This window comes from Bartonella sp. AU18XJBT (assembly GCF_028618595.1).
GTDB lineage: Bacteria > Pseudomonadota > Alphaproteobacteria > Rhizobiales > Rhizobiaceae > Bartonella.
In genome coordinates this window covers 1-1,128 of sequence record NZ_JAQITE010000144.1, presented here as the reverse complement: position 1 = coordinate 1,128, position 1,128 = coordinate 1, and the positions used below count along the sequence as shown (strand labels likewise).

Genomic DNA, 1,128 nt, shown 5'->3' with positions numbered 1-1,128 from the left:
TGTAGCTTGTCGGCGGGTTTTGTATATTTTGCCACTAGGTTTTGTACCAATTTATTTTTTTCAAAAGATTTTTAAGGGGTTCTCAAAGGGTCTTCAAAGGTTATTTAAAGACCCTTTAATGTATCTTTTCTCTTCATCCTAAAAGTCGCAATTTGAGATGATGAGCTCTCGAGCCGCAGTTGGATCATTTGAACCACATGTATAAGATGTATTCACCTCTTTTATCTTAAATTGGTTAAAGGTTTTTCGGATCTCAGGCACATCATTGAGAGACAGAAGAAATTTTCCCTTTAATTGCGCAAGCAGTGTGGACATCGTCTGGTAATCCTCCCGCTTAAACAAATCCTTTCCATAATAATCCTCAACACCAAAATAAGGCGGATCAAGATAAAACAAAGTGGTCGGCCGGTCATAGCGCCTGATAAACTCAGACCAGTCTAAATGTTCAATGGTTACACCCGCTAAGCGGCGGTATATAAGCTTTAATAAGCCTTCAAGTTTGAAACTGTTAAACCGTGCACCACGGTTAGGATCAACTCCAAATGTTCGTTTAGCCACCTGCCCAGCAAAACTCAACCGCTGGAGATATAAAAACCGCAAAGCCCGTTCTAAATCTGTCAGGGTCTTTGGATCTTGTAGAGCGAAACGCTGAAACGTCTCACGACTGCTTATCTGGAACTCCAACAGATCCATAAAAGGGTGATAATGGCGTTGCAACACCCGAAAAAAATTCACCACATCACCTGAGCGATCATTGATGACTTCATATAAGGGAATCAATTTCCGCCTGAAGAATATTCCCCCCATTCCAACAAAAGGCTCAGCATAAGTGCGATGGGGAATGCCTTCAATGATTTTGATAATGGTCTTCGCCAACTTGATTTTGCCACCAACATAAGCAGCAGCTGGTTCCGTAGGATCAACAGATTTTAATGTTTCTTTACAAAGTGTATCCATAATTTTTTAACACTCTTTCATCTATATTAGCCATCTTCTCATTGCTTTAAGTGATAAGAAGTGGCTGCGATGTTAAGTTATGTTGCATCGGACGGGTGTGTTCGCAAAACTATCCCCGTTGGCTGGGCAACCAGCCCAGCCTCTATTCTTCGCGGTTTTCTTTTCCCTTGT

1 protein-coding gene is annotated in these 1,128 nt (G+C 41.4%); it reads right to left on the bottom strand.

The genetic code is table 11. From position 1 onward, the window contains the following. Positions 1-138 precede the first annotated feature (138 nt). Entirely contained in the window at positions 139-957 is an 819-nt protein-coding gene (locus PVV60_RS10585) for a DNA adenine methylase (protein ID WP_273724682.1), read from the bottom strand. Positions 958-1,128: the final 171 nt, after the last annotated feature.

What these genes read in the sequence shown, in the direction of transcription:
- PVV60_RS10585 (WP_273724682.1), bottom strand. Translation starts at nt 957, where the DNA reads ATGGATACACTTTGTAAAGAAACATTAAAATCTGTTGATCCTACGGAA.